General features: G+C 44.3%; 7 protein-coding genes. 3 read left to right on the forward strand and 4 right to left on the reverse strand.

What is annotated here, in order from left to right:
- The 3 genes from PX481_RS03595 to PX481_RS03605 form a co-directional block, all read left to right on the forward strand.
- The coding region (locus tag PX481_RS03595) for a DUF561 domain-containing protein (protein ID WP_288093692.1) at window positions 1-370 on the forward strand (370 nt) is incomplete at its 5' end.
- 246 nt (window positions 371-616) lie between these two features.
- Window positions 617-1876: a dihydrolipoamide acetyltransferase family protein gene (locus PX481_RS03600; protein ID WP_002756732.1), complete on the forward strand. Its 1260-nt coding sequence runs from the start codon at window positions 617-619 to the stop codon at window positions 1874-1876.
- Window positions 1877-2140: 264 nt separating this feature from the next.
- Window positions 2141-3088, forward strand: coding sequence for a PRC-barrel domain-containing protein (locus PX481_RS03605; RefSeq protein WP_287107799.1), 948 nt, complete (start codon window positions 2141-2143; stop codon window positions 3086-3088).
- Window positions 3089-3242: 154 nt separating this feature from the next.
- Here the strand turns inward: PX481_RS03605 and PX481_RS03610 are convergent, their stop codons facing one another.
- From PX481_RS03610 to PX481_RS03625, 4 genes are all read right to left on the reverse strand, one after another.
- Window positions 3243-3470, reverse strand: a complete 228-nt coding sequence (locus PX481_RS03610) for a type II toxin-antitoxin system HicA family toxin (RefSeq protein WP_002794482.1) — start codon at window positions 3468-3470, stop codon at window positions 3243-3245.
- Window positions 3463-3672, reverse strand: a complete 210-nt coding sequence (locus tag PX481_RS03615) for a type II toxin-antitoxin system HicB family antitoxin (protein ID WP_002734849.1) — start codon at window positions 3670-3672, stop codon at window positions 3463-3465. Before PX481_RS03615 ends, PX481_RS03610 begins: the two co-directional genes overlap by 8 nt.
- 216 nt (window positions 3673-3888) lie before the next feature.
- Window positions 3889-4164 carry a hypothetical protein gene (locus PX481_RS03620; protein ID WP_147072884.1) on the reverse strand — a complete coding sequence of 92 codons (276 nt, stop codon included), beginning with the start codon at window positions 4162-4164 and terminating at the stop codon, window positions 3889-3891.
- Between the two features lie 203 nt (window positions 4165-4367).
- Window positions 4368-5294, reverse strand: a complete 927-nt coding sequence (locus tag PX481_RS03625) for a restriction endonuclease (RefSeq protein ID WP_002756726.1) — start codon at window positions 5292-5294, stop codon at window positions 4368-4370.
- Window positions 5295-5548: the final 254 nt, after the last annotated feature.

The raw sequence follows: 5548 nt of genomic DNA on the forward strand, positions 1-5548 counted from the left end.
AGTTCCCCATCGGCTGCCCCTCGATGAACAGGTGAGACTAGCGGAAGCTTTAGTTAGTCAGGGTGCCGACATTATTCAAACCGAAGGCGGCACTAGCAGTCAACCCCGTCACGCCGGTATTTTGGGACTGATTGAAAAAGCTGCCCCGACTTTAGCGGCAGCCCACGCTATTTCCCATGCGGTTAAAGTTCCCGTCCTCTGCGCTTCCGGTTTATCCAGCGTTACCGCACCGATGGCGATCGCTGCTGGAGCGGCCGGCATCGGTGTGGGTTCGGCGATCAATCAATTGGATAATGAAGTGGCTATGGTGGCAGCCGTGCGCGGTTTAGTCGAATCTCTGCAAGCACAACCAATCCATATTGGCAACTAGAACAATTTTTGTCTAGATACGGCAGAGAAGGGGCCGTTTTCCCTTCTCTTTTTCCCTCTGTCACCAGTTATCAGTTATCAGTTATCAGTTACCAGATGTGAGTTTGCAGTTATCAGATGTGAGTTTGCAGTTCACTGATTACTGATTACTGCTCACTGATTACTGCTCACTGAAAAGCCCCCCAACCCCATCAACTGTGGTAAAATGCGCTATGGCTCAAAACATTAGAGATAGAAGCACTCCACCATGATTCGAGATATCTTCATGCCCGCGCTCAGTTCCACCATGACCGAAGGAAAAATAGTTTCTTGGGTGAAGTCCCCCGGGGAAAAAGTCAGCAAAGGGGAAACGGTGTTAGTGGTCGAATCCGACAAAGCCGACATGGACGTGGAATCGTTTTATGATGGCTATCTCGCTGTAATTTTAGTCGAAGCTGGCCAGGAAGCACCCGTGGGGGAAGCGATCGCCTATATCGCCGAAACTGAAGCGGAAATTGAACTGGCCAAAGCTCAGGGAAAAACCGCCGCAGTCGCCCCTAGCAAGCCCGTAGAAACCCCAGAAATCGCTCCGCCTCCCGTTTCGATCCCCGTCGCCGCCGTTAAAGATAATGGCCGTTTAGTCGCCTCTCCCAGAGCCAAAAAACTGGCTAAAGAATTAAAGGTGGATCTGAAAACCCTAGTGGGTAGCGGTCCCCACGGACGAATTACCGCCGAAGACGTAGAAAAAGCGACAGGAAAAGTCAGCACCGCCCCTGCTCCCGTCATTACTCCCCCGCAACCCGTCAGCGTGCCTGTAGCGGCTCCTAAAGCCCCGATTCCGGCCAGCGCCCCGGTCGGTCGGACTGTTCCCCTCACCACTCTGCAAAAAGCCGTCGCCCAGAATATGTCGGTTAGCCTACAGGTTCCCACCTTCCAAGTGGGCTACACTATCACCACTGACCCACTGGATCAACTCTATCAACAGCTAAAATCCAAGGGTGTCACCATGACGGCCCTGTTAGCAAAAGCGGTAGCCAACACCCTCGCTAAACATCCTATAGTTAATGCCAGCTATAGCGACGCAGGAATCCAATACCACGGGGCGATTAACGTGTCCGTAGCCGTAGCTATGCCTGGTGGTGGCTTAATTACGCCGGTTTTGCGCTCTGCTGACCAGATGGATATCTATTCCCTCTCCCGCAGTTGGAAAGATTTAGTCGATCGCGCCCGCAGTAAACAACTGCAACCGGAAGAATATAATAGCGGTACTTTTACCATTTCTAATCTGGGAATGTTCGGAGTCGATCGCTTTACCGCTATCTTACCCCCCAACCAAGGTGCGATCCTAGCCGTGGGTGCTTCCCGTCCCCAAATCGTCGTCAATAAAGATGGTTTATTCGGAGTGCAAAAACAGATGACGGTTAATCTCACCAGTGACCACCGAGTCATCTACGGGGCCGATGCAGCCTCCTTCCTGCAAGACTTAGCTAAACTGATCGAAACTGAGGTGCAGTCTTTAACTATGTAATCAGAATCTAGACAGCAGGAGCCAAGGGAGTTTCTCTCTAGCTCCTGCTTTGTTGTCACTAAAAAAATGTAAAGAATTAGCTAAAATGGGTTTAACCCTATCTATCACCCGAAACTATCGCCCAAACAAGGCCAAAAAAAGTGTTAATCTCAGGGAACTTTAAGATCTAAGCCAATATCGGTAAATTAACCCTCGATCTCGCCCTATATATTAAGCCTACAATAACTCGTATTCCCACGACCTAACGCCTACCCATAGGAAAAAATGATCACAGAGAATAGTCGCTTACGTTCAGAATTTTTAAATACACAGGTTATCACTCGCAATACAGGCAAAAAACTCGGCGTTGTTAAAGATATCCTTGTAGATATCGATCAACGAGAAGTGGTTGCCCTGGGACTCCGCGATAATATCCTCTCCTTGTCGGGAATGCCTCAATATATGTATTTATCGAGCATCAGTCAGACAGGAGACGTGGTTCTCGTTGAAGATGATAACGTCTTGGAATCCGTCGATATCGATGCTTATACTCCCTTAATCGGTAGTGAAGTGATCACGGAAACCGGCGAACCTTTAGGCAAAGTCCGCGATTATCAATTTGATCCCCTTAGTGGTCAATTACATTCCATTGTCATCGCTTCCCTGGGATTGCCTCTTATCCCCGAACAATTGATCAGTACCTACGAAATTGCCATTGAAGAAGTGGTTAGCAGCGGTCCGAATCGCTTAATTGTCTTTGAAGGGGCCGAAGAACGTCTCACGCAGGTTAGTGTGGGGGTTTTGGAACGTTTGGGTATTGGTCGTCCCCCCTGGGAAAGAGAAGAGGAAGAAGCTTATTATACTCCCGCTGCTCGTCCGGAAAATCAGTTAGGTACGGGCATTCCCCTCCGCACTCCCGTTGAGGCCGCTAAACCCGTTGAAGAACGCTGGAGTGAGGATGAATGGGAAAAAGAACCCCTGCGCGCCACTCCCCCACCGCAAAAACGGGCCGAAGCTCGTTATTATGAGGAAGAATACGAGGAAGAAGAAGATAACTGGGGAGAAGCGCGCTCAGAACGCACAGAAAGCTTTTCTCGTCCTCAGTACGACGATTACGAGGATAAGGCCGAGGATGATATGTGGGATGATGACGTGGAACCAGATTACAATCCCCCCCGCATCAATATCACCGAGAAGAAAAAGGAAAGAATCCCCGAATACGAAGACGGTTAATCTTTGACAGTCCCCCTATCCATTAGTTACATCTTTCTTAACATAAAATTTGACAAAAAAAGAAAAGTGTGCTATGTGGCTCAAGGGGGTTCTCTGGGGGGACTAAATACTTTTGGTATTTGGTATCACGTCGAGTGCAGTGATTTGTCAGACTCTACAGATTTTCAATGAACTCTTCAACTGTGACTTGGGCTTGTTTCAGAATTCCACTTAATGTACCAACCTTCAATTCCTGATGTAAAGGGACAACACAACCAATTTTGCCATCTTCGGTTTCTTTCTTCATCACAACATGGCTACCTGTTTGACGAACTTGCTCGAAGCCTAAGCGTTCAAGAGATCTAACTGCCTCCCGACTAGAGATTCGTGGCAGCTTAGGCATAACTAACCTCAATACTGGTCACAAATCTAGGGGATGTTTCTGGTAAGGTAAATTCCTCTAGGTAAAGCCGTGTGGCTTCTTTCAATCCAGCAATCGCCTGCTCAATTGTTTCTCCTTGATCTACTGTGCCAACTTCTGGACATTCAGCAATGTACATATTATCTTCTTTGTACAAAATAACAGTAAAGATGCGATTTTTCATGGTGTTTTATCATCTCCGGCTTACTCTGAAAATCATAACATAACTGTTTCCTAATCGTTTGGTTAGAAAATAGTTAGGTTTCCTGATCATTGACCCAACTCACGCTTTTTGAAAAACTCTATAAGATATTAAGTTATTAGTACTTAATCTAATATTGTCCCACCTTCCTAGAATTGAGTGAGAAGATTGTGCAAAAACAGGCGTAGAGTTGATTAATCATTGAAATAAATTTGCCCCAATCAAACCGACTCGATGAACTGCTCGATGTCCGATTCTTACGAACCAAATTTGAGCATCGGTCAATCGGGCTAAAAGTTGATCGGAAGCTGTGAGGCTGTCTTTTGCTACTTCAAAAGCCCCTGTTTCAATATCTATGGCTACAATCTTCCCATGATTGCCTTCCTCGACTTGGGGGCGCACCTGAGATTGATAAATCTCTTTACCACGTCGGGCGAATTCTTCTTTGCTGTAGCGGAGTTGATTAACTGTCATTGTCCTGACCCCGTTGCAACTTTTGCCCCTCTATTTTAACCTAAACATTGGCAATCTTCGCTAACATTTCTCAACTGGGACCACAAAGGCTGCATCGCACTTAGACTCACAGTTTCAATCAATGTGCATGGTGCGTTCCCCAAAATCGATCGCTGAAGCGGTAGAAGTTGTTTTAGGGAACGCACCCTACAAGATTGCGATCACTACACAATTTGATTGTTCATAGTATTTTGTAATAGTTGATGTGCGCTGTAAAATGGCTCTCCTTCCAAATTTAAGCATTCCAACTTTTTCATAAGTAAATTTTTCAGGTCCAAATTATTATGCTCGACAAGAACAGATCGTAAGTCATAACCATCCATCAAAATGATAGATTTGTCATTATTCTGCTTTAGTAAGGGGCATACATTTTTTGACCAACCATTGATCGATAAAAATAATCCCAATGTCTGTTTACCAGAGCGGCTGATTTTGCCAGAAAGGCTATCAAGTTGCCGTATATCCGTTAAGTTTTGAGTCCATTTACATTCAACTAGATAGTACCAGCCTTCAAGCTTAAATGCGCCGTCTATTTGTTCTCCACCCTCATTTCTCCTAAAGCTTTTTTGAGTTGGAATCTCATAAAGAGAAAAAATACGTTTTAGCAAGTCTTCAAGTGAAAATCCTCGCTGTTTCTTATCTTCCGAATTTATTAACTTTGTAAAGTTATCAAATTCCAGCAGAAGACTGGATCGAAGTGAAGAAAATTCCTCCTTCCTCTGAGAATCCTGATTACGATTCTTTGTATTACCTCCTTGCAATCTTTCTACAATTTTTTGACATTCGTTAAATAAATGTTCCTCCTCAGTGGTGATAGCTTTCCGAGTTATTGACTTTTTTGTTTTCCAGTATTCCAAAAGTGTTTCTATCAGTTTTCCTACTGTAGAATTAGATTCTTCTTTCCAAAAACCTCTTAATCGATTTGCTTTTGAGCCACTACTATAATTATATTTTTCATCATATATATCGATATTTAAATTTTCTAAGACGAATTCTTGGAAGGTTATGTTTGAAAAATCAAGCACATAACCATTGCCCATTTCGAGCAATTTCTCTAGTTTAATCTTTTCAATGCTTGTTAAATCTGACATCTCATATCTAGATTGAAAGTGAAAGGAAGGTAGGAAGGTGGAAGGTATGCCTAACTACACATTATAGGTCAACTTTCTGCATAACAATTTCCAGAGCAACGATATAGGTCAACTGGGAGCATCCCAATTTTGCCATAAGTATAAATGCTTAGAGACTAAAAACGTTAGCTAAGGCAAAATAAAGAGAAACAATTAAACGGTAGAATCATGAATACAGACCAAAAAGAACAACTAGATCAACATTTAAAAGCCAT

Source organism: Microcystis sp. M53603_WE2, from assembly GCF_030065435.1.

What these genes read in the sequence shown, in the direction of transcription:
- PX481_RS03605 (WP_287107799.1), top strand. Translation starts at nt 2,141, where the DNA reads ATGATCACAGAGAATAGTCGCTTACGTTCAGAATTTTTAAATACACAG.
- PX481_RS03615 (WP_002734849.1), bottom strand. Translation starts at nt 3,672, where the DNA reads ATGAAAAATCGCATCTTTACTGTTATTTTGTACAAAGAAGATAATATG.
- PX481_RS03625 (WP_002756726.1), bottom strand. Translation starts at nt 5,294, where the DNA reads ATGTCAGATTTAACAAGCATTGAAAAGATTAAACTAGAGAAATTGCTC.
- PX481_RS03600 (WP_002756732.1), top strand. Translation starts at nt 617, where the DNA reads ATGATTCGAGATATCTTCATGCCCGCGCTCAGTTCCACCATGACCGAA.
- PX481_RS03610 (WP_002794482.1), bottom strand. Translation starts at nt 3,470, where the DNA reads ATGCCTAAGCTGCCACGAATCTCTAGTCGGGAGGCAGTTAGATCTCTT.
- PX481_RS03620 (WP_147072884.1), bottom strand. Translation starts at nt 4,164, where the DNA reads ATGACAGTTAATCAACTCCGCTACAGCAAAGAAGAATTCGCCCGACGT.